A 24,491-nucleotide genomic window follows, 5' to 3' on the forward strand; every position below is an offset into this window, starting at 1 on the left:
ACGAGGCTGGAAAAGGTGTCCGCAATGAGAACAGGTTGCGAAACGTGCCAATGAGCAGGAAAAACAGGCGGCATGAACATCAACCCCAAGTCAGAGGGTCCAATCGCAGATAGAAGGCAAGGCGTTCGCGGTCGGGGGCTTCGATCCCCAATACATTGAATAGGACAGCGAAGGCGCGCTCTGCTTCATCTGGCGCTGCCCAGTTCTCTTCGGCGTTAGCAATCATGAGTGCCAAATCGGCATAGCGATCTGCTGTTCCGAGCCGCCCAAGGTCGATCAGACCCGTGCATTGAAGAGTTTTAGGGTCCACCATGAAGTTCGGCATGCAGGGATCACCATGGCAAACAACCATATCGGTGCGCTCTTGGTCGAGCCGCACCGGTAGCTCTCGTTCGACACGAGCCAAAAGATCGAGCTGCGGCGTACTCTTGTCCTCGTCCGGTAAGAAGTCGGGATTGACGGCATTGCGGGACACCACATCAACGGCGCGTCCGAACATTCGCGACAGCCTGCGCTCAAACGGACATTGATCAACCGATAGGCTGTGAACAGCGCCAAGTTGCTGCCCCATTGACGGCCACGCTTTGAGCAAATCCGCTCCAGACAGATCAGCCGCCGGTACTCCCGGAATTGCCGTTATCACCAAGCATGCACCCTCCTGTTCCTCCTGCCAGTTGATCACCTCGGGGCAAGCCACACCTCGACCTTTGAGCCAAATGAGGCGGTCACGCTCTCCAGCGAGCTCACCGCGGCAGGAAGCAGGTGCGATTTTCGCGAAGGCATGCCCGTCACCACGTCGAAAAACAAAATCACCAGATTCTCCGCCTCTGACAGGCAACCAGTCAGAATGCGATTCACCAAAAAAAATATTAGTTCGATTCAATGGAGGTTCCTTCAGTTTTCTGATGAAGCGCGAATATAGAGAAATATCCCGAATGTGCAGTTAACGAATTCTTGCGGTTTCTTTCAGCGCCGCCAATACCGCCAGCCCGTCGCGCAAGGGGCGCGGCTCGTGTGTGCGGATGAAGTCAGCTCCACCTGCGGCGGCGGCAAGCTCTGCAGCGAGTGTCGCGGCCCCGACATCCCCCGGACCACGGCCTGTGAGCGCGCGCAGAAAGGATTTGCGCGAAACAGACAGAAGCACCGGCAAATCGAAGCGCAGCCGCAATTCATCGAACCGCGCCAGCACCGAGAGCGAGGTTTCGGGAGCAGCCCCCAGAAAAAACCCCATGCCGGGATCAAGGACAAGGCGGTTGCGTTTGATACCGGCACCCGTCAGCGCCGCGATGCGCGCGTCAAAGAACGCCGCAATGTGATCCATGATGTCGCCAGCGGGTGCCTCGCGCCGATCTGCCTGCCCGTCTTGCACCGAATGCATAACGACGAGTTTGGCAGATGATTTCGCCAATTGCGGATAGAACGCAGCGTCTGGAAAACCGCGAATATCATTGAGATAGGCTACACCACGCGACAAGGCATAGGCTTGCGTCGCGGGTTGATAACTGTCGAGCGAGACGGGAATGCCATCTGCCTTGAGCGCGTCCAGCACCGGCGCGATACGCGCGATTTCTGTGTCGGACGAAACAGGCGCGGCGTCGGGATTGCTGGATGCCGGACCGAGGTCGATCACATCTGCCCCCTCGGCCATCAGCTTACGCGCCTGCGCAATGGCTGCGTCTGGCGCCAGATACCGGCCTCCATCGGAGAAACTGTCCGAGGTTATGTTGACGATGCCGAAAATGATGAGCGATTTATTCATGGGGGCTTCTATAATAATAATAATCGAGCATGAGTCTCATACGGATGCTCGGGTCGAAAGGGAATCCCCAGGCGAGTAACCTGTTTGCGGTGATCCATTAGCTGCAGGAGCAGAATAGCATACATCTGGAAGCAAAGCCAGGAAAGCGGCCTATGGAGCTGTGCGGCAGCGCTCAGTAGGCAATTTTTCAAAATATTGTTAAGCCTTTTCTGAGCATGGTATTTTTCATGGTATTACCAATTAGCAGGAAAATAAGCCATTGAATATAAAAGATAAAAATGTCTTGTTTACAATAGAGTGGGATAAATGGACGCTAAAGAACTGAACCACATGATAGCTGAGGCCTACAGCCGGGATTTGCAAAAGCCTGAGCTGGTATCGTTCAAAGAGGTGAGTCGCTGGGGGCGTAAGTACGGTTTCCCCGTCGTATGCACTCTGGCCGATGAAAGTGAAGAAAAGCAGATCCACTGGGCTGCCAGTTTGCTCATTCAAGTAGCCGGTACTTGGCCGCGAGAAGATATGCCGGAATTGCTCACACCGGAACGGGGCTCCGCGCTGTTCAACGATGCGATGCAGTTATTGGCGAATGGGCTTGGAGCAGCAAATCAATTGCGCTGACAGCACAAACCTTGTCAATAAGCGGCCTTCATGGCCGTTTTTTTGTTTAAAGTTTGTTTTAACAGAACCATAATTAGATATTGCAGTATCATTTTATGATCGCTACAATCTTTCACATGTGAAAGTTTGGGGGTGGTCTTGATCACCTGCGAGAAACCAAAATAGAGGTGGGTATGGCAAAAGTAATCAGCTTCGCCAACCAGAAAGGCGGAGTGGGTAAGAGTACCCTCTGTATCCAGCAGGCCTTTTATCTGGCGTTACAGAAGAAAAAGAAAGTGCTGGTCTTGGATATGGATGGTCAGGGGAACACGTCCTCTCGACTGGCCCCCAGACGAGAGCTTGAGGATGGTGACTACGAGCCCATCCTCACAGGAACCAAAACCGCAGAGCTGTTCGCTTACGAGCTGGACGGCATTGAGGTCATGCACTGCCCTTGCGGTGCAGACCTCATTCATACGCCGAAAAACGACCCGGATCTGTTTGAGATGGAGGCTGTGCCTCTTGACCAGGCCATGAATCCGGCTCGCCATTTGGCTGAGCTGTTTGAGAACTACGACTACGTGCTGATTGATTGTCCGCCTAGCCTCGGCAGAAAGCTGGTGGCAGCGTTGGTGATGTCTACCCATGTGGCATGTCCAGTAAAGCTCTCTGGCTTCGCTGTGGACGGCGTAGAAGGTCTCCTGAACACGATTATTGGTGTGCGCGAGGCGTACAACCAAGATTTGGAGATCCTGGGCATCGTGATCAACGACATGGACCGCTCTGTCAATCACGACAAAGCCCTCAAGTCGCTGGAGAACACAGTTCCGGATCTGTTGTTTGAGAACAAAATTATGCACCGGCCTCCGCTCGATACGGCGACGACTGATGGCATCCCTGTCTGGGAGCTTCGCTATGGACATGTCGCGGCCAAAGAAGTTGAGGCGGTGTTGGAAGAACTATTAGAGAAGGTGGGCTAAGCGATGGCATTGAACAATTTAAAAGGCCTGTCCGAACTTGCTAAAGCCGCCAAAGGCAAGAAAGGCAAAGAGGTTCTTACCGTACCTGTTGACGACGTTGTATCCAAGGTCCAGGTTCGTAAGCGCTTCCGTAACATTGAAGAGCTGGCGGCAACCTTGCTGACCGAAGGGCAGCAGTCTCCGATCATCGTGTTCCCGAAGAACGAAGAAGGCAAGTTCGTCATCCAAAAAGGGGAGCGGCGTTGGAGAGCGTGTAAACACGCTGGTATCGAGACCATTGACTTGGTGGTGAATGATAAGGTCCAGAACAACTTGGACGAGACTGCTGGTGAGCTGATCGAAAACATCCAGCGGGATGACTTGACTCCGGTAGAGATTGCCGAGGCGTTAAACCTGTTTATTGAAGAAGGTTGGAAGCAAAAGGATATTGCTGATCGGCTCGGTAAGAATATCACTTTCGTATCTACGCATCTGTCGTTGCTCAAGCTACCTGACTGTGTGCGTGAGTTATACGATAATGAAGTATGTTCTGATACAGAGACCTTGAATAACCTTCGTCTCTTGTTCGATCTGAATGAAGAAAGATGTCGCGCCGTCTGCGCGGTGGCTATGTCTGACGGGATTACTCGTAAACAAAGCCGTGAGCTGCTGAATGATGCCAAACGTATCAAAGACGAAATGGAAAAAGGCCCACTGACTGGCTCCCACCAGAATGATGAGCTTGGCGCTGGCAACACCGACGAGCAATCCCTCAACTCGGGTGGGGATGGTACGTCGGAACAAACCGGGAATGACGACCTGAACCTTGCCCAGGAGGAACTGGAAGGGGGTAAAAATTCCAATGGTCAGGACGATGATGACGAAGACCCTTTGCGTGATGAAGAGGGTGAGCACAAAGATCCTGTCAAGCAGCCAGATAACAGCGGCAAGGACAAAGATGAAGAAGGCGGTGATGCTCTTCCTCCTCTGCCGAAGGACAAGGAATGGAAGAACGTCCGGGCTGACAGTTTGATTTTTGCTGTCAACGTTAACCTGGATGGCGAGACCAAACGTGGAGTCATCATGACCGACCGTGTTGCTCTGGTTCCGTCTACTGTCTGGGTTAAAACGCTCGATGGCGAAGGCAAGGAAAAGCATGTTCATGTGCCTGTGTCAGACATTGAACTCCTGAGTGTCGAAGGCTAATAAAGGAGGCCCAGCCAGAGAGGTTGGGCCTGTCAAGAACAGGTGAATATGAAGATCTCACAGGACATGAAAAGAAAATTTGCTTTGGTGAATGCCCTGTCTAAAACGGAGAAGCCAAGTCTCCAAGACCTTCACAAGGCAACAAATATTCCTGAATCAACGATCAAGAGACAGTTGTCTGCCCTGCGTGATGAGTTCGGAATGAATATCTTGTTCGTCAGGGAGTCTACCGGCGAACGAGGTGCCACCGGCTACTACATGCTGACAGACTGGGGGATCTTAGACAGGTCTTCGTTCTTGAACCGGTACGGAAAACTGTAAGGTGCCATAGAGCAGCGCATTGAATGCAAAACCCGCCAATCGGCGGGTTTTTTTATGCTGCCACGGTAGCGGCGGTTGCTGGAGGTTTTTCGGCGTAGTAGGCGATGTTCTTGGTTCGTCTGCTAAGGGTGTCTATGCCGACGATACTCAGCGTTTTGGGAGTGGTATTGCGGGACTCGAAATAATGGAATAGCTGGATCATGCAGCACTTCACCATCAACGGATCGATGTCTTCCAGGTAGATTGAGGCTTCTCTCAATGCTTCGGGACCGTGGTTCTCGATCAGGTTTTCCATCCAGTGAATGGCGTTGATGCCAGAACCACAGCAGGGCTCATAAAAGTCTGCCGAAGACTGTGAGCCAACAATGAGTGACATCAAGCGGCCAATCTCTGGAGGAGTGGGGAAGTAATTGGTGCCCTTCTTGTGGAAGCCAGACATGCTTAGGACGTAACCCAAAACATCGCTGGTGGGGTCGCGCTTAATGGCGGCAGACAGGACGTGAGAGAGCTCGAAGGCGACCGGCTGAAGTTCTTCCGGGATCTCCTCCTTGGCTGGGTATAGGCCAGTCTGCAAGTATGCCCACTGGTCAATAAAGGCCTCAACAAACCGAGATGTGCCCATTCTGTATCGGGACTGCTCGATGAGAGATAAAGCCTTGGATGTAAGTTGCTGTGTTTCTGGTGACATAAGCGCTCCAGTTTGTTCTGACGAAACATTCAAGAGGTAGAAACGAAGAACCCCGCCGAAGCGAGGTTCTTTGCTTTCCTGCCTGATCGCCTTAATGCCGAAGCAAAGACGTCTTGATAAAGTCGGGGCAACCGGACATTTCCCGGTCGATGAAGTCCTGACGTTTCGCCAGCGGCCATTTCATGAACGCCGCGAGCGGGATGCGCTTATTCGTGTTAGTATTGCCTTGCAGCATAACAAAGCTCCTTAATTGCTTGATTGTGTTGTAAGGGCTGCAACGAAGGTCGAAGAGCGATGCGGCCCTTATTTATGATTATTACAGCATCATAAAATAATATCAAGGGACAATAAAACGATACCAAGAAACAAAACTTTCACATGTGAAAGTCTCCCCGCTGTCCACCTCGCACACTCCAAACGCCCAAATAACTTGTCTATCTGCCCAAAATGGGCGCGTAAGCGTCCGATAGAAAGTAATTGTTAGTGAGATATTGACTACACGGAATATGGCTATATCATAGAATCATAAAATGATACTGTAAAAGTGATATGTATGCCAAAGCAAGCAAATCATCTCCGTTTGAAGAAACCTTGCGCCAACTGTCCATTCCGGAAGGAGGGCGCTATCGAGCTGGTCCCTGGGCGATTAGAAGGCATCATCAACGACATCGTTGAAAACGACATGACGACGTTTCATTGCCACAAGACCGTGCATTCAAAGTCAGGTGGTGAATGGGATGAAGAGGGTAACTATGCACCTTCGGGACAAGAGTCGATGTGTGCCGGTGCTGCGGCTTACTTGATGAAAATAGGCAGGCCGACAGTGGCTATGCGAATTGCCTTTGCGTTTGGTGATGCAAAGGTGTCCGACTGGGACGAAGCTCAAGAGCTGGTTGTCGAGCCTTTGGTACAAGGGGACCGAAATGAGTAAGCGATATGCGGTAGTGCCGCATCCGAAACTGAAACGAGAGTACAAAGGTCGGCTGGTCAGAACTACTCGGGTACTAAAAAACGGCTGGGGGGTGATCCCTCTAGGGGCTGTGGCAACGGTCACGCATCAGTCTCCCAAGGGATCAGAACTGACCTTTGAACCATGCGACTGCTGCGGCCTGAAAGCCATTATCAGTCATGTAAGCATGGACTCCATTGAATTTATCGAACCGATTACTGAGGAAGAAGATGGACGAGAACAAGCTCAACATTGAAACGGTCGATGGGCACAACGAGCTGGTAGTCAGCTTTTTGTCCAGAATGGTAAGCCTGAGTGACGAGGAAAAGCAGACAGTATTGTCCTGCCTTCCGGGCACCGGCAAACAAACAATCACCCAGCTCTATGAGGCGCTGCGTTCTCAAGGGCACCAGGATCTTGCAGAGAAGGTCGAACCATACCTCCAGCAGGGGGTGTTTGGGCCGATCTTCGATAACGCCAAGTCCAAGGTGTTCGTTCGGGACGAAGCGCCTTTTTTCCTCATGGATGAAAATCCTTTGAACTGGGATGACGCTAAAGCATTCAATCGCCTACGTATGAGTACGACCTGTGTTCTTGGCCGTGGCGGCTGGACTATCGGTGAGCGCTTTGATGACCGCTTTGATACCGAGGTGGGCGGAACACAGCTTATCGTCACCCAGTCACTCAACGAAAAAGGTGAGATTGAAGGAGGACTTCCTACCTCGATGTCGCTGAATGACTTTGCTGAGTTCCCTAAACAGCCAAGGCCTCCTCAAATAGTCGATTACCAGGAAGACAAGCGATACACGCTTGAGGAAGCGGAAGCTATCCCTGAGCTCGCACCAGTGGTTCAGCGTCTGAAAGAGCGCATCGAAGAGTATGAGGAGAGAAGAGCCCATGATTGACATGACATGCCGCCTCTGTGCTGGTTCCGGTGTTTATGACTTTTCCCCTTCCAAAGAAACCTGCGGTATGTGCCAAGGGCATGGGAAATTTGCTGACGCCAAAGCAATGCTGGTGGCTGCCATCGAGCTGGCAAAGAAGCAACGCGAGCCGGTCATTGAAGTGGTAATGGGGTTGGTGCTCCAGGGTGTGGATGTTAGAGGGAAGGAGCCTGGAGAGCGGTTCAAGGCTGCTCAGGCCTTTAACGCCCCAGGGCACAACCTATTACGATACGGGTGGGATGCTTGGGAGCTCTATGCCCTCCATGAGGGTGTAAGTCCAGAACTTGCATCGCTTGGCCGAAGTGTGATGCGCGAGTGGCATAGCCATTCATGGGGCCGGTTCAGTGGAGAGGTAGGCTTTAACGCCGCCGAGATCATGATCAAACAGGCCAAAGACAACCCAGAAAAAGCAGAAGAGCGCTGGGCGTTCCTGCTTAGTGAAGAATGGATGGTGGAGTAATTGTCGTGACAGAACAAACCAATAAGAAATTGATGCTGGATGAGTCTCCAGATATGCCCCTGCAATTCAAGTGGAGAAAGTTTGGTGGTGCGATTTTTACTGCCACGCAAACAATGGAGCACGTCAAGGAAGGACGTAAGCTCGGGCCGACTCCAGCAGGGATGCTACCTCAAGAAGTGTGGCTGAACCGCCTGATCGCTATGGAAGAAACCCTGCCACGAGGGAAGTTTTTTGACAGATTCCGCCGCCGCGACAAAAACGAGCAGTATGACTTGGCCGCCGATCATCTCCGTCTTGTCGGACAGAAAAAGCGATAGGGGGATAGATGAAAGCCCAGGCATACCCACCATCAGTCATTCGTAAAGGCGCTGTGTTGTACGCAGCCCTTTATTACATCTCTGATGATGATAAAGCAAAGGTCGAGGTTACAGAGTGGATAGTTCGCTCTATTCAGAAACGACGCAACTCAACCAGCGATCAACGCTATGTCAATCTTGCCCAAAAGTTAGATGGGATTACGTGGGGGAAAAGGTCACGGAAGAATGGGGACTTTGGTTGGTTGCCATCTATACCGAGCTGGTGTTTGAAGCAGTTCCGGGAAGGTGGCGAATTGCCTTTTGGCGTTTATACGACGCGACTGGCCGCTCTCAAGTTTGCGAAAGTCAGCTTGCAGGAAGAGGTCCAATATTGCGAGGCCGAGCTGAAAAAGCCTCAGACAGAAGAGGATACTCAGGAACTCCAAGAGGAGCTGGCGGAGAACCAGAGACTTCTGAAAGCTGCTGGAGCAATGGTGAAGCGCGAGCAAAACAAGAAGAAAAGAGGTTGACCAATGTTACCGATCGTCTCCCCCTCCGTAGTAACCAAACAACTTGCGTTCAATCGAGTAGGCGATAAACGCAAGGTTAGGGTTTCGTCCAACTTTTTGGATGTTATGGGGTTCAAGCCAGGTATGGGCATCGCCGTTGAGCCAGGGGAGGGGATGGGCGGTTTTTCGGTGATCCCAGCGACCGATGAACTACAGACACACCAGGTTTATCAGCGCCGGTATCAACCAAAGAGTCGCTCCAACAACCCGCTGGAAACCGTTATTGAGTTTTCTGGACAAGGGCTCATAGATAAGTGCTTCCCTCGCTATACAGAGCGTTTCCACGTCGAAATGCGAAAAGGCCGAGTAGTCTTCACTCCTGTCGCAAACAGAGCCTTTGCCATTGCGGATCGGTTCAGAAAAACCAGCCCTTTCCGTGCCTTTGTGGCATTGACTGGCGGGGTAGACATTCATGTTATGGAAGCGCTTGGCTGGAAGGCTGAGATTGTTTTGGAGCATCGTCCAGTTGAAGCCAGAGACAGAGCATCCGGGCGGAACCTGAGTGAAGTACATGCGCTCAATACGCTGGTGAACAGCTCCCCGCGTATCCTGCTGAATGAAGACATTCATCACCTGGAGCTGGATCGCCTTGGAGCCTTGCTGGCGGAGTGCCCACCAATTGGTTTGGCCCATTACTCGTTGGGGTGTGATGACCACTCAAACGCCAAAAGTCCAAGGGACAAAGAGCGTTCTCTTGAGGATCTCTCCACCATGCTCGACATGGTTTACCCGGCACTAAAACAGATCGAGGTCGTGAACCCTGCCGTCGTGCTGGTGGAAAACGTCCCGAACTTCAAAGCATCCGGAGCCGGGGCGATGATGGGAACGACACTGCGGCGGATGGGGTACTTCCTCACTGAGATGGTCTTGAACGGTCTGGATTTCGGCGCTTACCAGGGGCGAGAACGCTATTACATGGTGGCGTCGGTCTTCCCTGGGTTCGTTCCACCGAAACCTGAGCAGAGAGCTGGTGGACGATTGTGGCCGGTGATCGAGAAGCACCTCGGGGATTGTGCTGACGTCACAGTGTTGAAGTCAATTCAGGCCAGAGAGTCAACTTCTCGCAGGATGCCTGCGTTCTTGACGAGAGAAAGCACCAGTTGCCCGACCATCCTCAAGTCTCAGGATCGTGGGGTAAAGGATGCAGTGTACATCCAAGACGGTGGCCGCATTTACAAGCCATCGGTCGATCTGGTTCAGGAGTTGATGTCGATACCTGATAGCTTTGATGTTTCGTGGATGGCAAAAGAACAAGCGACAGAAACGCTTGGGCAGAGTGTGGATTACAGATTGCATTCAGCGGTCATGGCCGCAGTTCGGGATCACCTGAATGTGAATTGCGGTCGCCATACCGTGGTGCAGCACGGTATCAGAAGTAAGGAAGGTAGATAATGGCAGTCATTTACTACGGCGAGGGAACCCATGACGCCGGTTTCGTCGGGTTCCGTGTCGCACGAACAGTTGGGGTGGCGGATGATTACCGGCAGGAATACTTCTCCTTGAGAGAGTATTCCTACGCAACAGCTCACCGGCTGGCCTACAGCTTGGACCGAAAGTGGGAAGCTGAGGCAGAAGAGGTGAAGCGTCAGAATAAGACTTGTAAGCGGCGACGCAACTCCGGGCCAAACATCATTGCTGAGGGGCTGAGGGCTTATATCAGCATTGAGAACCGGAGCCGGATGGGGGTGAAGAGAACCTACTTCGCGCCTTGTTTTCTCGTCACAAAGCCAGGCTACGGCAATGGGGATATTGCTTTCAGGATTTCCACTCATGGCTACGCAGAAGCCTACGAAAAGGCGGTGGAAAAATATTGTGAGATCCATGATTTGACGGATGAGCAGTATGTTGAGTTGCTTGACCGTATGCCGAGTACAGAGGTGTTCACTGGATACCTGCTGAATGCTCTTTTAATGCGCGGCCATCGCGCTACAAAAGCTGAAATACTGAGTAAGCTGGGGGCTGAGAAGAATGAAGAGGACATTGCCAATGGCAAAGGGAAAAGCGGCCAGAACAGAGTGCGTTGCCCAGAGTATCGGTGGGCGCAATAACAGCGCCACCAGCTTTTGGGACCGTATTTTAACAGTTGAGGAGACGGCCACACTCATTGGCGTCAGGATCTCTGAGCTCAAAGACGCGGTGCGCTATCAGAAACTCCTGAAAGGGAAGGCAGCTCCAGAAGTACATTCGGTATCAGGAACTGGGAAACTGTTTTTTGATGGGCGATCCATTAAATCGTTCATAGAGGACTAACCGGTGGATCTGGATCAAAAGCAAGAACCGTGGATCAGCGTCAACGACAAGATGCCGGTCGTCGGTGTGCCTGTTCATTGCCAGCTTAAAGGATGTTGGTCGGGCAAAATTGTTGAGTACGACTTGATCCATGTTCAGGAAGATGATTGTTCGTGGCGAACGGCGGACGACAACTCGGAAGTCAGCTATGACTTCGATGTCATCACCTGGAGACCTATTTAGGTTTGGGAGTCTTGCATTATCCGGCGGTTATTGCCGTGAAAATACGGATGTTCAAACCATGTTTTATAGCAACACCTCCTTGGGGGCGGAATTATGTTTTTTGATAACAAAGTAGAATCTCACTCGCTCGTAATGGGAGCCAGCGGGAAGGGTAAATCGGTCTTGTCCGAACAAGTGCGGAAAAATGCGAGGCTGCGCGGTGATCTGCTGGTGGATACTGAAATGTACCGTGAAGGTCGAGGGTTGAAACCATACGAGCATGAGTACGCTCGTCGCTTAGTTCTGGGGCTAAGTGGACCGTTGCCGCGTGAACTGCGTGGGAAGCCGGTGACGGTTATCTCTGATGTGTCCAGGCCAAAAAAGGTAAAGCGTCAGCCAAAGCAATTTGTTAAGACCGTGAATGGCGTAACCCTTGAACGCCAATTGGTGGCCGATGCAAGAGATCAGTTGGAAATGCAAACAGGCGTCTGGCTCAAACAACCACAGCTCATCGAGCTGATGGAAGAGTCGGGCATAGACGAAACTCTGGCCGATTTTGGTGAGGCTGAAACACAGATCCGAGAAATGCTGGCGGATGCGTTGGCGATGAAACTGGTAGGACGCTCATGGCCCAAGTGTGGAGCCCTCTATAACGCGGCAGAAAAGTCCGACGTTAACTTCTCCTCCGAGCTTGATGCTGCGGCCAAAAAAGCTGGATACATGGTTCGCTAAATGGGATTTGGTGTGGACAAGATAGATCGGCAAAGTTGGCTCGTTAAATTCAGGCGAGCGAAGTGTCAGGACACTTTAGACACGATGAGGGATGCGGCCATTCGCAACTATGAAGGGAATATTCGTGTTATCGCGGATATTGTATTGGCCCATGAGGCGAGAGAGACAGAAATTGAAAAAGGGATGTTTTGTCGAATAGTTAGATAGTCTGATGGGCTATCAGGTGGTGATTATGAAAAAGAGAATACTTCATCTGCCCGTAAAAAAGATTTACTTCGATCAGATCAAATCTGGAGAAAAACCAGATGAATATCGCCTCGTTACAGACTACTGGATAAAAAGACTAGAGGGGCGCGAGTATGATGAAGTCCATGTTAAGTGTGGCTACCCAAAGGCTGGAGATATGTCCAGGATAGAGATTCGCCCTTGGCGTGGCTTCTCAAGGAGTGTTATAACGCACCCGCACTTTGGAGATTGTCCGGTTGAAGTATTCGCTATCCATGTGAATTGAATGGTGTATGACAACTGTGCTTGGTAGGAAAATCAGGTATCAAAAGAAATTGGGTTATTAAAAATTAGGGGCCATCGGCCCCTTAATTGTTTTAGTCTGTGAACATTGAACAATCGAGGTGGGATAGTGCTTGTTCGTAGCTGTCTTTGTTGTTCGTCTTACGTAGTTCCACCAGCTCAACAATCACTGGACTTAAAGCCAGAGATTGAGGCTCCCAGACGCGCTTGCATTTGACCGCCATGTTGGCATTTACGTCTGTAACAACGTAGAGAAACTCAGGCGCTTCTTTCAATGTCCCCAGGCCCTTTGCCATATCCACAGCCTCAGAGTTCTTATAGCTTCGAGTAAAGCTCAGCTCGTCTTGGGGAATGTAGCTGGCAGTCGCCGCAGCCAAACCTGACACCATGCCTTTACCTGCGCTTTTTGCAATGGCCGAGCTGGTAGCTAAAGTTGGCATTACGGCCTGCCCCATTTGGCTGGCGGATGCCGCCGCCAAGCCTGAGGCGATGTTCTTCCCTGCATCTTCGGCAGTGGCTGAGCTGGTGGTGAGCATCGCAGTTAAAATGATTGTTCCAAACATACTTAATTCCTCTATCAATCCATAAAGTCCGACTTTTTGAAGGGCATAGTGCCTTTGCAATCGGGATAGGCGGTGCAGCCCCAGAACTTAGAAGCTCGCTTCTTGCCGGGCGCTTTTCCTTTCCTGAGACGCATCGGGCTACCGCAATCTGGGCAGTCTGGACAATCCTCAGCCGCGATACGCTTCTCGGGTTTCCCTCGGTTGTCTGGGAACGTCTTCTTGCAAGCCTCGTTCTGGCAGCCCCAGAAAAATCCGTTCTTCCCTTTGATCCGGTGCATCTCTCCACCGCAGTTGAAGCATTCGTGTGAAGGCGGCTTAGCGCCCTCGAAGGCTTTAGCCATCGCGCCACCTTCTTTGGTCAGAACCGGTGCGGGCACTTTGAGCTGCTCAACCATTTGGCAGATCCAGGTGGAAATCTGCTTCATGAAGACAGACATATTCCCGGAGCCGGAGGCGACTTTCTCAAGCTCCTGCTCCCAAGCCGCAGTCATGCCGGGTGATTTGATGGCTGGTGGAAGCACTGCGATAAGCGCATGAGCCTTATCAGTTGCAAGCAGTACCTTTTTCTGACGTTTGAAGTAGCCTTTATCAACAGCGCCCTGGATGATGCTTGCGCGTGTTGCTGGAGTGCCTAAACCGGCTGTGTCTTTGAGAATTTGCTTGAACTTCTCCTCAGTCACGAACCGGGCAATGTTCTCCATCGCGGCAAGCAATGTGGCTTCGGTGAAGTGCGGTGCTGGCCGCGTCATTTTGTTTGCCAGCTCGGCACCATTAAGCAAAGCGGGTTCGCCCTGGCTAACCCTGGGGAGCTTCTCTTGTTCAACCGGCGCGTCGGTGTCTTCCCCCTCGTCCTTGGGACTGCTTTCACTATCAGAAGCAAACAAAACCTTCCAGCCTTGTTTGGCAGGTGTCTTACCAGAGGCCGCAAAGAGGTGACGCCCACACTGCACCTCGATGGAGGTTTTGGTGAACTCGAACTCGCTGTAGAACTGCGCGATGTAGAAACGACGGATGGCGTCGTAAAGATTGAACTCGATCTCAGACATGGCACTGATGTCTGTTCTGGCCGGTGTTGGAATGATCGCGTGGTGCGCGGTCACTTTGGCGTCATTGAATACCCTGGCCTTGCGATGAGGATCTGCGCCAGCCACCAGCCCAGAGACGTTCTGATCGGACAAAATGAGCGCCTGGAGAATGTCCGGAATGTCTTCCTTTTGGCTCTCGGGTAGATAACGACTATCAGTACGAGGGTAGGTGGTCGCTTTGTGCGTCTCGTACAGAGCTTGAGCTGCATCCAGTACCTGCTGAGCGGTGTATCCCCATCGTTTGCTTGCGTATTGTTGCAGCGACGTTAGATCGAAGGGGAGGGGGGCTGACTCTTTACCTGGTTTGGTTTCTGCTTTGCTGATAACAGCATTGGCACCATTGACCTGGGAGGCTACCTGCTCGGCATAGGCCTTATTGACGCACCGGCCTTGCTCGTCACTGCACTCTTCTGGTGGTATCCATTGGGCGGCAAACTGTCCATTCTGTACGGACACGTTCACACCCAGAGTCCAGTATGGTGAGGGGGTGAAACCGGCGATCTCTCGGTCCCGTTGACAAACAAGAGCGACGGTTGGGGTGATAACCCTGCCAACGTGAAGAGTGTGGTTGAAGCCGACATCTCGGGCCAGCACTGTGTAGAGGCGGCTCACGTTCATGCCTACCAACCAGTCAGCGCGTTGCCGTGCCAATGCGGCGTAGTAGAGTGAGACCGTATCCTTGCCATCCTTTACGTTGTTCAGCGCTTTCTTGATGCTTGACTCATCGAGAGCCGTCAAACAAACCCGGCGAATAGGGCCAGAGTAGCGGAATCGATCCAGAAGCGAACGGGCGATAGCCTCACCTTCTCGGTCGTAGTCCGTTGAGATGTAGATGGTGCTCGCCTTTTTGACCAGTCCCTCAACAATTTTGTACTGTTTGAACGCACTCTTGCGAACGTTGTACCGCCATGACTCTGGTGCAATAGGGAGGGTCTCCAGTGACCATGACTTGTAGCGTTCGTCATAATCGTCTGGCATATACAATTCCAGCAGGTGGCCGAACGCCCACGTAATAACGCGGTTTCCTCCATCATGGAGAAATCCATCACCTCGTTGGGAGGCCTTCATTACGCCAGCCAAATCTTTGGCCTGAGAAGGCTTCTCGCAGATATAAAGGTCCATTAAGCAGCTCCTCTCATCTTTGATTCCAGATTCGCCAGCTCAGCCCAGCTTTGGGCCAGACCTTTGACTTCGGGGTAGTCTCTGGAGAGGTTTTCGAGGACTCCAGAAATGACATAGGCCGCTTCGCGGGAATTACCCCTCGAACCGGCCTCCTGGAGCATGATTGATAAAGCGTCGAAGAGCTCAGCCTTACGGCTTGGCTCTGTCTGGTTTCTTATTTCAGAGCTTTGCATGGGTTCACCACTGAATAGGGACGCACGGACTCGCGCACAATGCGGCGATCTGCGTCAGTTACAGCCTGGCTGGTGCAAAAGTGCGTCCAGGCATTCAGATAATCTTGATAGGTGTGGGTAGGTGGTATGCAGCCGGTTACAACATCCTTGGGGATGTTTGTAGTCCCCTCGGCTTCCACAAAGCGCCAATCGTGCTCGTCCATACCTTTGCCGCCATCGCAATAGCGTTCCCAGCGTGACAACTCGTACAGCGAGTAGCCTTTGCCTTTATTCATGGACTTGAAGGTATTGATGGCTTCGTTCACATCCCCGTGCTGCTTGATCCCTGCTGGAGTTTTATCTGAACCAGCGGAGTCATCTTTGACCTTGTTCATCGTTGCGCTGACATTACCGTCGCCCAGCACATGGATATAACCAGGTTGACGTAATGCAGCACCACCGCGCCCCATGTTGTCCCATGCCATCGACAGTTCCCGGCTAACTCGGGCAGGTTTGTCATTTTCGGCAGGGGCAGTCTGGGGCTGAGGCTTTTGCTCGGGGGCGTTAGAGGCACACCCGGCCAGAATTGCCACTCCCAGAATTGCTATCAGTTGTCTCATCGTGTCGTTCCTCATCAAAAATTGTCGATGAGCCCATTCTAAAAGGGGGGGGATGGAAAGCTGGTTTCTCAAACTGCCCAAATTGGACAGATAGGCGTGTGTGCGATCTAAAGGTGTTTTGAGAGCATGTAGCGACGAGAAATACGATAGGAATATGGTCAACCTACATGCTGAAAGCCCTTAACAAGTTATTTGGTGGGCGAAGTGGAGTGATCGAGACCGCGCCGAGCGCCAGAGTGTTGCCGCTTAAAGACGTGGAAGATGAAGAAATCCCTCGATACCCACCTTTTGCCAAGGGCCTGCCAGTGGCCCCACTAGACAAGATACTGGCAACCCAAGCTGAACTGATTGAGAAAGTGCGGAACTCTCTCGGTTTCACTGTGGACGACTTCAACCGGCTTGTTTTGCCGGTGATCCAGCGGTATGCCGCGTTTGTTCACCTGTTGCCAGCTTCCGAATCACACCACCACCGTGGCGCTGGTGGTCTGTTCCGACATGGGCTTGAAGTGGCCTTCTGGGCAGCTCAGGCATCTGAGTCAGTTATCTTTTCCATCGAGGGGACGCCTCGGGAACGCCGTGACAATGAGCCGCGTTGGAGACTGGCGAGCTGTTTCTCTGGGCTGCTGCATGATGTGGGTAAACCGCTCTCGGATGTGTCCATTACGGACAAAGACGGGTCAATCACATGGAACCCGTATTCGGAGTCACTTCATGACTGGGCACACCGTCACGAAATCGACCGTTACTTTATCCGGTGGCGCGACAAGCGACACAAAAGACATGAGCAATTCTCGCTGCTGGCGGTGGATCGAATTATTCCGGCTGAGACTCGGGAGTTTCTGTCCAAGTCTGGCCCGTCCATCATGGAAGCGATGCTGGAAGCTATCTCAGGAACCAGCGTCAATCAGCCTGTGACCAAGCTGATGCTTCGCGCTGACCAAGAGAGCGTCTCACGGGACCTTCGCCAGAGTCGTCTCGATGTGGACGAGTTCTCCTATGGTGTGCCCGTCGAGCGTTACGTGTTCGATGCCATCCGCCGCCTGGTTAAAACCGGAAAATGGAAGGTCAATGAGCCAGGCGCGAAAGTCTGGCACCTCAACCAAGGTGTATTCATTGCCTGGAAACAGCTTGGGGACCTTTATGACTTGATCAGCCACGACAAGATCCCCGGTATCCCACGAGACCCTGACACACTGGCCGACATTCTCATCGAACGTGGTTTTGCTGTACCAAACACGGTGCAGGAGAAGGGTGAACGTGCGTACTACCGCTACTGGGAAGTTTTGCCTGAGATGCTCCAGGAGGCGGCGGGTTCGGTGAAGATCTTGATGCTCCGACTCGAATCAAACGACCTGGTGTTTACGACTGAGCCTCCTGCGGCTGTTGCTGCGGAAGTTGTTGGTGATGTTGAGGACGCTGAGATTGAGTTCGTTGATCCTGAGGAAGCCGATGACGGTGACGACCAAGAGGAAGGTGAAGCAGCTCTGAACGATGACATGTTGGCCGCAGAGCAGGAAGCAGAGAAAGCTCTAGCTGGCCTTGGCTTTGGTGATGCGATGGAGATGCTGAAAAGCACCTCCGATGCTGTCGAGGAGAAGCCAGAGCAAAAAGATGCGGGACCAACGGAATCATCTAAGCCTGACGCTGGCAAGAAGGGTAAGCCGCAGAGCAAACCGGGCAAAGCAAAACCGAAGAGTGATACGGAGAAACAACCCCATAAACCAGAGGCAAAAGAGGATCTGTCCCCTCAGGACATTGCCAAAAACGCACCACCTTTGGCAAACGACAATCCGTTACAAGCACTCAAGGATGTTGGGGGTGGACTGGGGGACATCGACTTCCCGTTTGACGCATTCAACGCATCGGCAGAGACAACCAGCACTGACGCAACAAACTCAGAAATCCCAGATGTGGCAATGCCCGGAAAGCAAGAGGAGCAGCCAAAACAGGACTTCGTTCCACAAGAACAAAACTCCCTGCAGGGCGATGACTTTCCAATGTTCGGTGGTTCTGATGAACCGCCATCATGGGCGATTGAGCCGCTCCCTATGCTGACTGACGCACCAGAACAACCAACGCACACGCCAGAAATGCCGCATACGGACAACGTTAATCAGCATGAGAAGGACGCAAAGACCTTGCTCGTTGAGATGTTGTCTGGATACGGGGAAGCATCGGCGTTGCTTGAACAAGCGATCATGCCTGTTTTGGAAGGTAAAACGACGCTGGGCGAAGTCCTATGCCTGATGAAGGGGCAAGCCGTCATTTTGTACCCGGATGGCGCTCGGTCGCTGGGTGCGCCGTCAGAGGTTCTCTCGAAGCTGTCCCACGCCAACGCGATTGTTCCGGACCCGATTATGCCAGGTCGCAAAGTTCGTGATTTCAGCGGAGTGAAGGCAATTGTACTGGCGGAGCAGCTTTCAGATGCAGTCGTGGCGGCCATTAAGGATGCCGAGGCGTCAATGGGTGGATACCAGGATGCCTTTGAGCTCGTCTCTCCCCCTGGCTTGGATGCAAGCAAAAATAAGTCTGCACCGAAACAACAAAGCCGAAAAAAGGCGCAGCAGCAGAAGCCTGAGGTTAATGCCGGTAAAGCCTCGCCTGAACAAAAGGCGAAAGGTAAGGACTCCCAGCCACAGCCGAAGGAGAAGAAGGTCGATGTTACTTCTCCGGTTGAAGAGCAACAGCGCAAGCCGGTCCAAGAAAAACAGAACGTGGCTCGCCTTCCTAAGCGGGAGGCTCAACCGGTGGCTCCTGAGCCCAAAGTTGAGCGTGAGAAGGAATTGGGACACGTCGAGGTGCGAGAAAGGGAAGATCCAGAGGTTAGGGAGTTTGAGCCGCCTAAGGCGAAAACAAACCCGAAAGACATCAACGCGGAAGATTTCTTGCCGTCTGGTGTTACGCCTCAGAAAGCACTCCAGATGCTCAAGGACATGATCCAAAAACGCTCGGGCCGATGGCTCGTGACACCTGTCCTGGAAGAGGATGGCTGCTTAGTAACCAGTGACAAAGCCTTCGACATGATTGCCGGTGAAAACATCGGCATCAGCAAACACATCCTCTGCGGGATGCTGAGCCGGGCACAGAGACGCCCTTTGCTCAAGAAACGTCAGGGAAAATTGTATTTAGAGGTAAATGAAACATGACAATGAGTTATGACCCGCTCGCCTACGAGATGCCGTGGCGGCCCAACTATGAAAAAAATGCTGTAGCAGGCTGGCTTGCCGCCTCCGGCGCGGCTTTGGCCGTAGAGCAAGTCAGCACGATGCCGCCGGAGCCATTCTATTGGATGACGGGGATCTGTGGCGTGATGGCGATGGCTCGTTTGCCCAAGGCTATCAAACTTCACCTGCTCCAAAAGCATTTGAAGGGGCGTGATCTGGAGTTTATTTCCATTGCGGAGCTCCAAAAGTACATCAAGGACACGCCGGACGATATGTGGCTTGGTAGTGGGTTCCTGTGGGAAAACCGCCATGCCCAGCGCGTGTTTGAGATCCTGAAACGCGACTGGACTTCCATCGTAGGGAGAGAGTCCACGGTCAAAAAGGTTGTCCGGAAGATACAGGGTAAGAAAAAGGAGCTGCCAATCGGCCAGCCCTGGATTCACGGGGTAGAGCCCAAAGAAGAGAAGCTGATGCAGCCACTCAAGCACACTGAGGGGCATTCGCTGATCGTTGGGACCACCGGCTCGGGCAAGACCCGTATGTTCGACATCCTGATTTCACAGGCCATTCTGCGTGGGGAAGCCGTGATCATCATAGACCCGAAAGGGGATAAGGAGATGCGGGACAATGCCCGACGTGCCTGTGAAGCTATGGGGCAGCCGGAAAGATTCGTCTCATTTCATCCAGCATTCCCGGAAGAGTCGGTGCGTATCGACCCTCTGCGTAACTTCACCCGCGTGACTGAAATCGCAAGTCGTTTGGCAGCGTTGATCCCGTCCGAAGCAGGGGCCGACCCGTTCAAATCATTTGGATGGCAGGCACTGAACAACATCGCTCAGGGCTTGGTCATCACTCATGATCGTCCCAACCTGACAAAGCTCCGCCGATTCCTTGAAGGTGGCGCTGCTGGCTTGGTCATCAAGGCCGTTCAGGCTTACTCAGAGCGAGTTATGCCCGACTGGGAGGCAGAAGCAGCGGCTTACTTGGAAAAAGCCAAAAACGGTTCGCGTGAGAAGATCGCTTTCGCGTTGATGAAGTTCTACTACGACATCATCCAACCTGAGCACCCGAACTCTGACCTGGAAGGCTTGCTGTCGATGTTCCAGCACGACCAAACCCACTTCTCCAAGATGGTGGCGAACCTCCTGCCGATCATGAATATGCTGACGTCCGGGGAGCTAGGCCCTCTGCTGTCTCCAGACTCATCTGATCTGAGCGACGAACGCCAGATCACCGATTCCGCAAAAATCATCAACAACGCTCAAGTTGCTTATCTGGGGCTCGACTCCCTGACCGACAACATGGTTGGTAGTGCTATGGGGTCCATCTTCCTGTCAGACCTGACAGCGGTTGCCGGTGACAGATACAACTACGGCGTCAACAACAGACCCGTAAATATCTTTGTTGATGAGGCTGCCGAGGTGATCAACGACCCGTTCATCCAGCTCCTGAACAAAGGTCGCGGTGCGAAACTTCGTCTTTTCGTTGCAACTCAGACTTTTGCTGACTTCGCAGCTCGACTGGGTAGCAAAGACAAAGCGCTCCAGGTGTTGGGGAACATCAACAACACGTTTGCTCTGCGTATCGTCGATGGTGAAACCCAGGAGTATATCGCGGATAACCTGCCGAAGACCCGGCTCAAGTACGTCATGCGGACTCAAGGCCAGAACTCGGATGGCAAGGAGCCCATTATGCACGGAGGCAACCAAGGCGAGCGTTTGATGGAGGAGGAAGCTGATCTGTTCCCAGCCCAGTTATTGGGAATGCTTCCGAACCTGGAATACATAGCCAAAATTTCAGGCGGAACAATCGTAAAAGGCCGTCTGCCCATATTGACCCAGTAAGAGCAGAGCTATGTGTGACAAGAAGTATAGAGATTACGAGGTAGCCATCATGGTCGATGTGAACCCTTTCGACAGGGTTATGAATGAATTGAAAAGTCGTGGCCGCAAGAACGCTCACATCCTGAGCATCCTCCAATTCGACTGGCCTGCATCGGAGGCCATCATCGAGAAGCTGAGCTGCTACATCACAGACGGGATTAAGGCTAATCAGGAGCCTGTGATTTACCCGATCATTGAAGAAGCTCTGCATCGCTACAGCCAGCTCGTGTTTCATGAGCAGAGAGAGAAATATGAAGACCCGGCCAGAATTGGGGCATTTCTGGAAACCCTGATCACCGAAACCTGCCGGGCGTTGGAAGTGCAAATTGTCGATAGTGGCGGTGATTCATGGTCTGTCGATTCAGGAGAGTCGTTCTCACTGTGGCTTTCTTCCCATCCAGGAGAACTATCCATTAACCCGCAGCCCCATGAGGATGAGACCTCTTTGCGTGGCTTGCTGTATGAGCTCATCACCTGTGAGAGCGTGAAAACTGTTTTAAGGAGAACCGACTATGAAGAAGCCGTGGTTGCTGGTCGCATGGCTGCTGGTTATTGAGTTGCTGGCAATATTGCTGCTGATCCCTGGCGACTGGACAGACAGAGCCATCAAAAGGGAATCCGTGCTGGTGGAACAGAGTCTTGGTGTCGAAGCAAGAGACTGGATACAGAACAAAGCATCTACCTGGTTCAGGTCGAGCGTTATTGATTCAGGCTTCTATGAGGGGATGTACCAAACGCTGATCCCATCAGAAGAGGAGCGCCAGAAGTCCAAGGGGATGCAGGATATGGGCAAGGGCTGGTTTGTGTGGGTCAAAGGCCGCATGGAAGCCTTTGTCAACGTCATTTACCAGTTCTACACACGGTTGGCGCTGTTAGCCGCGTGGGCTCCCTATATGCTGATCCTGTTCGTACCTGCGGTATATGACGGGATGATGACATGGCGAATTAAGCGGACCAACTTCGATTATGCGAGTCCGGTTCTCCATCGTTATAGCGTTCGCGGAACGATGTACCTGATGGCCGGATTGTTCATCGCGTTCTTCATCCCCATAGCGCTCGATCCGGTTGTCATCCCGATGACAATGATGACGTGCTGTGTCCTGGTTGGCCTGACGTTCGGCAACCTCCAGAAACGGGTATAGGGAGGGAGGATGAGCTACTCCGTTATAAATCAAGATGGGGTGCATCTGTGCGACATCCCATTGAACGTCTACCAGGTGATACGTCGCCAATCCTTGTCTGCGTTGTGGCTTTACTGGGCGCAGAGCTTGAATTTGGTGAAGGTGCTCATTGCTTGCGTCGGAAAGATGATCTTTGTGATGCCGGTAATGTGGTTCTGGGTGCTGGTGGTGTGCCGCTTGGTTGAACCAGAACGTATCTCAGACGTGCCAGGACTTATCTCTCCGGACGTGATCGGGTGGGCCGCTGGTGCGGCCATCACCCTCATTATCTATTCCGTTTTTACACGCCCAGCTTTGTACGGATACCACAACTTTTTCAAGCAGCATATTTGCTCAAGAGTAAAGCAAGTAACGCCGGAACTCAGAACAGTCACTGGGCCACTGTTCTTTTACCGAAACGAAATTGGAACGATATAGAGAGGAACCATGAAAGTAACCAATAAACTCAAACTGCTGGCACTGGGGCTGTGTATGGCCGGTACTGCCATCGCGGCTCCTGATGTGCTCAATGACGACGCAAAGCTCAAGAACCTTGAGAAGGTGTGTCCCGACTGTAAGATGGTGGCAAAAGATGTACTCAATCTGCGGGTTGAAAACTGCCAGCTCAAAGACACTTCCAGTGCAATGATGATTGGCACCATGCAAAATGACCCTATGTTTTCGTTTATGCTGGCAGTACACACAGCGGCAGGCTCGGAGGCATACAAAACGGTAGTTGGTGCCGCTGGCAACCATGTTGACTGTGAAAACCCGTTGAACTGGATCAAGCTGACCCAGCAAGCGATTAAAGGAGGCAAAGTCTAATGCGTAAGAGAGATTTCTTTTTTGGAGAGGTGTATGAGGGGGGTGCAGGAGCCACTCTACGACTGAGTGATATGGAACCATTGGCAAGAAAAGTGTCGGCAGAGTTCTTCACTGCACAACTGAACCGTATGCTGAAAGAGCATGACGGTCAGTTGACGCTCAGCGATGGAACGTCGTACCCCAGCTTTTGGAGCTTCATCGACAAGGTTGTTCCAGAGCAGGTTGGTTTCGTGGAGATCTACGCTCGGCAGGATGTTAACGATAATGTTGAAGCGACACTGGCGTGTGACATCGTTTTGGTAAATGGTGTGATCACCGTTAAACCTCACTGGTGTGCTTACAAAGACATCAGGGCTGACGAAGTGATTTCCACCTTACTGGTGCCTTTGCATTTGAAGGCTCTCCAGGGTAAGGCTTACATTCGCTGGGATGATGGTGAAACCGAACCTCTGTTACAAAACGACGACTATCAGGCTGAACTTGAAAATGTGTTTAGTGTTTCCAAGTACCCATCAGCCATGAGCTGGGGCGATACAGCAGACCAGAAGGTTAAGCAGTACAAGATGGACCTTGAGTGCGCCACAGATGTTGGTTGTCGAGGTGTCTCATCAGAGCAAGCATGGGATGCTTATCGAGAACTCCGTTACAATAGAACAGTGTGAAACAAGCGGCCATTGGCCGCTTTGAACTTTCACATGTGAAAGTTTTTCGCCTCCCGCTCTTATCATCTCCTCGAATAAACCTCCATAAAGTGCCCAAAATGGGCCGTAACAGCACTGTTCCTAGATTGATCAATTAAGAGACGATTACTCCGTGATGACGACAAGTTATTTGGAGGGTCTATGTCCGCACAAGCTCACGTCAGAGAAAGCGAAAGCTCATCTGGTTCATTCATCTCCTGGCAGTTCCTTGTCTGGCAGGTGATGTTCGTTATAGGTGTTGTTGCAGGGATGAACCTGGAACACGCATTCAATTTTCTAGGTTAATGGGAGGAAGTGTGAACCTTAATAAACAATTTTTCTGGTTTTTGATGAACGCGGTGCTGATGTGCATCTTCATCGTTCCAGTGGCCGTCGCGTTTTGGCTGTCTGCTTTTGCGGCAGGTTTTGACTGGAGTCAGTGGGTTAAGTTGGCTGCTGATACGGCCAACAGAGCTGCAAGTGACCCGGCCAAGGCTCTGGGCACGGTTCAGACCTACTGGGGCATTCTCAGCTTCTTCCTGCTGGCGGCGTACAGTCTGATGTTCAAGTTTAAAGCCAATGCTAACAAGGAAGTGAAAACTCTGGGGGTGGCCCGACCAGCCAATGAAGTTAGCGTTGCGGCTTCGGAAAAACATTCGGAAGCGGTTCCTCAAAATCAATAACCGATCCAGTAAACGCAAAAAAGGCGGCTTAGGCC

General features: G+C 52.1%; 33 protein-coding genes. 24 read left to right on the top strand and 9 right to left on the bottom strand.

Going from position 1 to position 24,491, the window contains the following annotated elements; translation table 11 throughout:
• The 3 genes from R7F07_RS19005 to sul2 all read right to left on the bottom strand — a co-directional run.
• Positions 1 to 80 (bottom strand): aminoglycoside phosphotransferase family protein (locus R7F07_RS19005; RefSeq protein WP_219564665.1); only part of this gene is annotated, 80 nt, incomplete at its 3' end.
• On the bottom strand, positions 80 to 883 hold the full coding sequence (aph(3'')-Ib, locus tag R7F07_RS19010) for an aminoglycoside O-phosphotransferase APH(3'')-Ib (RefSeq protein ID WP_077202330.1): 804 nt from the start codon (positions 881 to 883) through the stop codon (positions 80 to 82). The genes aph(3'')-Ib and R7F07_RS19005, both read right to left, overlap by 1 nt.
• Before the next feature lie 60 nt (positions 884 to 943).
• Positions 944 to 1,759 carry a sulfonamide-resistant dihydropteroate synthase Sul2 gene (gene sul2, locus R7F07_RS19015; protein ID WP_001043260.1) on the bottom strand — a complete coding sequence of 272 codons (816 nt, stop codon included), beginning with the start codon at positions 1,757 to 1,759 and terminating at the stop codon, positions 944 to 946.
• A gap of 306 nt (positions 1,760 to 2,065) precedes the next feature.
• Here sul2 and R7F07_RS19020 point away from each other — a divergent pair, with 306 nt between their 5' ends.
• The 4 genes from R7F07_RS19020 (at position 2,066) to R7F07_RS19035 (ending at position 4,842) form a co-directional block, all read left to right on the top strand.
• On the top strand, positions 2,066 to 2,377 hold the full coding sequence (locus R7F07_RS19020) for a hypothetical protein (protein ID WP_000338945.1): 312 nt from the start codon (positions 2,066 to 2,068) through the stop codon (positions 2,375 to 2,377).
• A gap of 173 nt (positions 2,378 to 2,550) precedes the next feature.
• Entirely contained in the window at positions 2,551 to 3,336 is a 786-nt protein-coding gene (locus R7F07_RS19025; protein WP_001151304.1) for a ParA family protein, read from the top strand.
• Between the two features lie 3 nt (positions 3,337 to 3,339).
• The gene (locus R7F07_RS19030) at positions 3,340 to 4,521 is read left to right on the top strand and encodes a ParB/RepB/Spo0J family partition protein (protein WP_001207227.1); all 1,182 of its coding nucleotides are present in this window, start codon (positions 3,340 to 3,342) and stop codon (positions 4,519 to 4,521) included.
• A gap of 48 nt (positions 4,522 to 4,569) precedes the next feature.
• Positions 4,570 to 4,842, top strand: coding sequence for a helix-turn-helix domain-containing protein (locus R7F07_RS19035; protein WP_000703827.1), 273 nt, complete (start codon positions 4,570 to 4,572; stop codon positions 4,840 to 4,842).
• A 52-nt stretch (positions 4,843 to 4,894) separates the two neighbouring features.
• On the opposite strand, the gene R7F07_RS19040 is transcribed toward R7F07_RS19035, so the two are convergent.
• Positions 4,895 to 5,530 carry an N-6 DNA methylase gene (locus R7F07_RS19040; protein ID WP_000074431.1) on the bottom strand — a complete coding sequence of 212 codons (636 nt, stop codon included), beginning with the start codon at positions 5,528 to 5,530 and terminating at the stop codon, positions 4,895 to 4,897.
• A gap of 91 nt (positions 5,531 to 5,621) precedes the next feature.
• Positions 5,622 to 5,765: a hypothetical protein gene (locus R7F07_RS19045; RefSeq protein ID WP_000939033.1), complete on the bottom strand. Its 144-nt coding sequence runs from the start codon at positions 5,763 to 5,765 to the stop codon at positions 5,622 to 5,624.
• Positions 5,766 to 6,083: 318 nt separating this feature from the next.
• Between R7F07_RS19045 and R7F07_RS19050 the strand changes: the two genes are divergently transcribed.
• The 11 genes from R7F07_RS19050 to R7F07_RS19100 all read left to right on the top strand — a co-directional run bounded on the left by R7F07_RS19050 (position 6,084) and on the right by R7F07_RS19100 (position 12,442).
• On the top strand, positions 6,084 to 6,461 hold the full coding sequence (locus tag R7F07_RS19050; RefSeq protein WP_001125905.1) for a hypothetical protein: 378 nt from the start codon (positions 6,084 to 6,086) through the stop codon (positions 6,459 to 6,461).
• The gene (locus R7F07_RS19055) at positions 6,454 to 6,735 is read left to right on the top strand and encodes a hypothetical protein (RefSeq protein ID WP_000044824.1); all 282 of its coding nucleotides are present in this window, start codon (positions 6,454 to 6,456) and stop codon (positions 6,733 to 6,735) included. The genes R7F07_RS19050 and R7F07_RS19055 overlap by 8 nt, the downstream gene beginning before the upstream one ends.
• Positions 6,710 to 7,384, top strand: a complete 675-nt coding sequence (locus R7F07_RS19060) for a thymidylate kinase (protein WP_000344151.1) — start codon at positions 6,710 to 6,712, stop codon at positions 7,382 to 7,384. The genes R7F07_RS19055 and R7F07_RS19060 overlap by 26 nt, the downstream gene beginning before the upstream one ends.
• Entirely contained in the window at positions 7,377 to 7,883 is a 507-nt protein-coding gene (locus tag R7F07_RS19065; RefSeq protein WP_000566600.1) for a hypothetical protein, read from the top strand. The genes R7F07_RS19060 and R7F07_RS19065 overlap by 8 nt, the downstream gene beginning before the upstream one ends.
• A 5-nt stretch (positions 7,884 to 7,888) precedes the next feature.
• The gene (locus tag R7F07_RS19070) at positions 7,889 to 8,200 is read left to right on the top strand and encodes a hypothetical protein (protein WP_002210541.1); all 312 of its coding nucleotides are present in this window, start codon (positions 7,889 to 7,891) and stop codon (positions 8,198 to 8,200) included.
• A gap of 8 nt (positions 8,201 to 8,208) precedes the next feature.
• Complete coding sequence (locus tag R7F07_RS19075; RefSeq protein WP_000647189.1) at positions 8,209 to 8,709, top strand: hypothetical protein; 501 nt, start codon at positions 8,209 to 8,211, stop codon at positions 8,707 to 8,709.
• Positions 8,710 to 8,712: 3 nt separating this feature from the next.
• Positions 8,713 to 10,140 carry a DNA cytosine methyltransferase gene (locus R7F07_RS19080; RefSeq protein ID WP_000936896.1) on the top strand — a complete coding sequence of 476 codons (1,428 nt, stop codon included), beginning with the start codon at positions 8,713 to 8,715 and terminating at the stop codon, positions 10,138 to 10,140.
• On the top strand, positions 10,140 to 10,796 hold the full coding sequence (locus R7F07_RS19085) for a hypothetical protein (protein ID WP_000268551.1): 657 nt from the start codon (positions 10,140 to 10,142) through the stop codon (positions 10,794 to 10,796). The genes R7F07_RS19080 and R7F07_RS19085 overlap by 1 nt, the downstream gene beginning before the upstream one ends.
• A gap of 205 nt (positions 10,797 to 11,001) precedes the next feature.
• Entirely contained in the window at positions 11,002 to 11,220 is a 219-nt protein-coding gene (locus tag R7F07_RS19090) for a hypothetical protein (protein WP_000362482.1), read from the top strand.
• A gap of 93 nt (positions 11,221 to 11,313) precedes the next feature.
• Entirely contained in the window at positions 11,314 to 11,931 is a 618-nt protein-coding gene (locus R7F07_RS19095) for a hypothetical protein (RefSeq protein ID WP_000464631.1), read from the top strand.
• A 232-nt stretch (positions 11,932 to 12,163) separates the two neighbouring features.
• A complete protein-coding gene (locus tag R7F07_RS19100) occupies positions 12,164 to 12,442 on the top strand; it encodes a hypothetical protein (protein ID WP_014386427.1) in 279 nt (92 codons plus the stop codon).
• 91 nt (positions 12,443 to 12,533) lie between these two features.
• Here the strand turns inward: R7F07_RS19100 and R7F07_RS19105 are convergent, their stop codons facing one another.
• From R7F07_RS19105 to R7F07_RS19120, 4 genes are read right to left on the bottom strand one after another with little or no spacing between them, the layout of a single operon-like run.
• Positions 12,534 to 13,022 (bottom strand): hypothetical protein, encoded by a 489-nt coding sequence (locus R7F07_RS19105; RefSeq protein ID WP_000468105.1) that lies wholly within the window; start codon positions 13,020 to 13,022, stop codon positions 12,534 to 12,536.
• 14 nt (positions 13,023 to 13,036) lie between these two features.
• Positions 13,037 to 15,229 carry a DNA topoisomerase 3 gene (locus tag R7F07_RS19110; RefSeq protein WP_000366822.1) on the bottom strand — a complete coding sequence of 731 codons (2,193 nt, stop codon included), beginning with the start codon at positions 15,227 to 15,229 and terminating at the stop codon, positions 13,037 to 13,039.
• Positions 15,229 to 15,462 (bottom strand): hypothetical protein, encoded by a 234-nt coding sequence (locus R7F07_RS19115; RefSeq protein ID WP_001191892.1) that lies wholly within the window; start codon positions 15,460 to 15,462, stop codon positions 15,229 to 15,231. Before R7F07_RS19115 ends, R7F07_RS19110 begins: the two co-directional genes overlap by 1 nt.
• On the bottom strand, positions 15,444 to 16,061 hold the full coding sequence (locus tag R7F07_RS19120) for a hypothetical protein (protein ID WP_001249396.1): 618 nt from the start codon (positions 16,059 to 16,061) through the stop codon (positions 15,444 to 15,446). Before R7F07_RS19120 ends, R7F07_RS19115 begins: the two co-directional genes overlap by 19 nt.
• 167 nt (positions 16,062 to 16,228) lie before the next feature.
• Between R7F07_RS19120 and mobH the strand changes: the two genes are divergently transcribed.
• The 9 genes from mobH (at position 16,229) to R7F07_RS19165 (ending at position 24,456) form a co-directional block, all read left to right on the top strand.
• The gene (gene mobH, locus R7F07_RS19125; protein ID WP_001337757.1) at positions 16,229 to 19,207 is read left to right on the top strand and encodes a MobH family relaxase; all 2,979 of its coding nucleotides are present in this window, start codon (positions 16,229 to 16,231) and stop codon (positions 19,205 to 19,207) included.
• Positions 19,204 to 21,069 (top strand): conjugative transfer system coupling protein TraD, encoded by a 1,866-nt coding sequence (traD, locus tag R7F07_RS19130; RefSeq protein ID WP_000178856.1) that lies wholly within the window; start codon positions 19,204 to 19,206, stop codon positions 21,067 to 21,069. The genes mobH and traD overlap by 4 nt, the downstream gene beginning before the upstream one ends.
• Before the next feature lie 49 nt (positions 21,070 to 21,118).
• Positions 21,119 to 21,664, top strand: a complete 546-nt coding sequence (locus R7F07_RS19135) for a hypothetical protein (protein WP_000228720.1) — start codon at positions 21,119 to 21,121, stop codon at positions 21,662 to 21,664.
• Positions 21,621 to 22,250 (top strand): DUF4400 domain-containing protein, encoded by a 630-nt coding sequence (locus R7F07_RS19140; protein ID WP_000743450.1) that lies wholly within the window; start codon positions 21,621 to 21,623, stop codon positions 22,248 to 22,250. Before R7F07_RS19135 ends, R7F07_RS19140 begins: the two co-directional genes overlap by 44 nt.
• Positions 22,251 to 22,297: 47 nt before the next feature.
• The gene (locus tag R7F07_RS19145) at positions 22,298 to 22,474 is read left to right on the top strand and encodes a hypothetical protein (protein ID WP_169342285.1); all 177 of its coding nucleotides are present in this window, start codon (positions 22,298 to 22,300) and stop codon (positions 22,472 to 22,474) included.
• A 241-nt stretch (positions 22,475 to 22,715) separates the two neighbouring features.
• Positions 22,716 to 23,093 (top strand): hypothetical protein, encoded by a 378-nt coding sequence (locus R7F07_RS19150; RefSeq protein ID WP_000869261.1) that lies wholly within the window; start codon positions 22,716 to 22,718, stop codon positions 23,091 to 23,093.
• A complete protein-coding gene (locus tag R7F07_RS19155; RefSeq protein WP_001231463.1) occupies positions 23,093 to 23,755 on the top strand; it encodes a hypothetical protein in 663 nt (220 codons plus the stop codon). The genes R7F07_RS19150 and R7F07_RS19155 overlap by 1 nt, the downstream gene beginning before the upstream one ends.
• Before the next feature lie 180 nt (positions 23,756 to 23,935).
• Positions 23,936 to 24,079 carry a hypothetical protein gene (locus R7F07_RS19160; protein ID WP_001275801.1) on the top strand — a complete coding sequence of 48 codons (144 nt, stop codon included), beginning with the start codon at positions 23,936 to 23,938 and terminating at the stop codon, positions 24,077 to 24,079.
• Positions 24,080 to 24,090: 11 nt separating this feature from the next.
• On the top strand, positions 24,091 to 24,456 hold the full coding sequence (locus R7F07_RS19165; protein ID WP_001052531.1) for a hypothetical protein: 366 nt from the start codon (positions 24,091 to 24,093) through the stop codon (positions 24,454 to 24,456).
• Positions 24,457 to 24,491 lie beyond the last annotated feature (35 nt).

The sequence above is a fragment of the Vibrio sp. YT-16 genome (assembly GCF_033337405.1).
Lineage (GTDB): Bacteria > Pseudomonadota > Gammaproteobacteria > Enterobacterales > Vibrionaceae > Vibrio > Vibrio alginolyticus.

Coding starts and splice junctions, on each gene's coding strand:
- R7F07_RS19030 (WP_001207227.1), top strand. CDS start 3,340: ATGGCATTGAACAATTTAAAAGGCCTGTCCGAACTTGCTAAAGCCGCC.
- R7F07_RS19155 (WP_001231463.1), top strand. CDS start 23,093: ATGCGTAAGAGAGATTTCTTTTTTGGAGAGGTGTATGAGGGGGGTGCA.
- R7F07_RS19075 (WP_000647189.1), top strand. CDS start 8,209: ATGAAAGCCCAGGCATACCCACCATCAGTCATTCGTAAAGGCGCTGTG.
- R7F07_RS19080 (WP_000936896.1), top strand. CDS start 8,713: ATGTTACCGATCGTCTCCCCCTCCGTAGTAACCAAACAACTTGCGTTC.
- R7F07_RS19085 (WP_000268551.1), top strand. CDS start 10,140: ATGGCAGTCATTTACTACGGCGAGGGAACCCATGACGCCGGTTTCGTC.
- R7F07_RS19150 (WP_000869261.1), top strand. CDS start 22,716: ATGAAAGTAACCAATAAACTCAAACTGCTGGCACTGGGGCTGTGTATG.
- R7F07_RS19065 (WP_000566600.1), top strand. CDS start 7,377: ATGATTGACATGACATGCCGCCTCTGTGCTGGTTCCGGTGTTTATGAC.
- R7F07_RS19160 (WP_001275801.1), top strand. CDS start 23,936: ATGTCCGCACAAGCTCACGTCAGAGAAAGCGAAAGCTCATCTGGTTCA.
- R7F07_RS19110 (WP_000366822.1), bottom strand. CDS start 15,229: ATGGACCTTTATATCTGCGAGAAGCCTTCTCAGGCCAAAGATTTGGCT.
- R7F07_RS19025 (WP_001151304.1), top strand. CDS start 2,551: ATGGCAAAAGTAATCAGCTTCGCCAACCAGAAAGGCGGAGTGGGTAAG.
- R7F07_RS19020 (WP_000338945.1), top strand. CDS start 2,066: ATGGACGCTAAAGAACTGAACCACATGATAGCTGAGGCCTACAGCCGG.
- traD (WP_000178856.1), top strand. CDS start 19,204: ATGACAATGAGTTATGACCCGCTCGCCTACGAGATGCCGTGGCGGCCC.
- R7F07_RS19120 (WP_001249396.1), bottom strand. CDS start 16,061: ATGAGACAACTGATAGCAATTCTGGGAGTGGCAATTCTGGCCGGGTGT.
- R7F07_RS19050 (WP_001125905.1), top strand. CDS start 6,084: ATGCCAAAGCAAGCAAATCATCTCCGTTTGAAGAAACCTTGCGCCAAC.
- sul2 (WP_001043260.1), bottom strand. CDS start 1,759: ATGAATAAATCGCTCATCATTTTCGGCATCGTCAACATAACCTCGGAC.
- R7F07_RS19095 (WP_000464631.1), top strand. CDS start 11,314: ATGTTTTTTGATAACAAAGTAGAATCTCACTCGCTCGTAATGGGAGCC.
- R7F07_RS19045 (WP_000939033.1), bottom strand. CDS start 5,765: ATGCTGCAAGGCAATACTAACACGAATAAGCGCATCCCGCTCGCGGCG.
- R7F07_RS19035 (WP_000703827.1), top strand. CDS start 4,570: ATGAAGATCTCACAGGACATGAAAAGAAAATTTGCTTTGGTGAATGCC.
- R7F07_RS19040 (WP_000074431.1), bottom strand. CDS start 5,530: ATGTCACCAGAAACACAGCAACTTACATCCAAGGCTTTATCTCTCATC.
- R7F07_RS19140 (WP_000743450.1), top strand. CDS start 21,621: ATGAAGAAGCCGTGGTTGCTGGTCGCATGGCTGCTGGTTATTGAGTTG.
- R7F07_RS19105 (WP_000468105.1), bottom strand. CDS start 13,022: ATGTTTGGAACAATCATTTTAACTGCGATGCTCACCACCAGCTCAGCC.
- R7F07_RS19060 (WP_000344151.1), top strand. CDS start 6,710: ATGGACGAGAACAAGCTCAACATTGAAACGGTCGATGGGCACAACGAG.
- R7F07_RS19115 (WP_001191892.1), bottom strand. CDS start 15,462: ATGCAAAGCTCTGAAATAAGAAACCAGACAGAGCCAAGCCGTAAGGCT.
- R7F07_RS19100 (WP_014386427.1), top strand. CDS start 12,164: ATGAAAAAGAGAATACTTCATCTGCCCGTAAAAAAGATTTACTTCGAT.
- mobH (WP_001337757.1), top strand. CDS start 16,229: ATGCTGAAAGCCCTTAACAAGTTATTTGGTGGGCGAAGTGGAGTGATC.
- R7F07_RS19055 (WP_000044824.1), top strand. CDS start 6,454: ATGAGTAAGCGATATGCGGTAGTGCCGCATCCGAAACTGAAACGAGAG.
- R7F07_RS19135 (WP_000228720.1), top strand. CDS start 21,119: ATGGTCGATGTGAACCCTTTCGACAGGGTTATGAATGAATTGAAAAGT.